The sequence below is a fragment of the Paraburkholderia sp. J76 genome, from assembly GCF_905220295.1.
In the GTDB taxonomy this organism is placed as follows: domain Bacteria; phylum Pseudomonadota; class Gammaproteobacteria; order Burkholderiales; family Burkholderiaceae; genus Paraburkholderia.
In genome coordinates this window covers 1-517 of the sequence record NZ_CAJMZJ010000054.1, presented here as the reverse complement: position 1 = coordinate 517, position 517 = coordinate 1, and the positions used below count along the sequence as shown (strand labels likewise).

1 protein-coding gene is annotated in these 517 nt (G+C 67.1%); it reads left to right on the top strand.

Annotated features, from left to right (window positions below):
- Positions 1 to 517: XdhC family protein (locus tag U5768_RS31875; RefSeq protein ID WP_322034294.1), on the top strand; the 517-nt coding region annotated here is incomplete at both ends.

Sequence of the window (517 nt, the reverse complement as noted above, 5' to 3'; positions counted from 1 at the left end):
TGATCGACCGCGTGCGCCGCGAAGGCGTCACGATCACGCAGCCCGAAGCCGTGAAATACGGCATTACGGCGGAGGAGGCCCATCGTTTCGGACTGCCATGCGGTGGCACGATCCAGCTCGTGCTCGAACCGCTTTCGGCGGCGTCGGGCATCCGCGAACTGCTCGAAACCGTCGAGCGCGGCGAACTCGTTGCGCGCACACTCGATATGACGACGGGCCGCGCCACGCTCGGCCCCGCGAAAGCGACCGACGGCGTGGACTTCGACGACGCGCGCCTGCTCACGATCCACGGGCCGCGCTATCGCATGCTGGTGATCGGCGCGGGACAGCTTTCGCGTTATCTCTGCCAGATTGCCGTGGGGCTCGATTACCAGGTGACCGTGTGCGACCCGCGCGAGGAATACACCGACATCTGGGACGTGCCCGGCACGGCGCTCGTGCGCACGATGCCCGACGACACCGTGCTCGACATGAAGCTCGACGAACGCTGCGCCGTGATCGCGCTCACGCACGACCC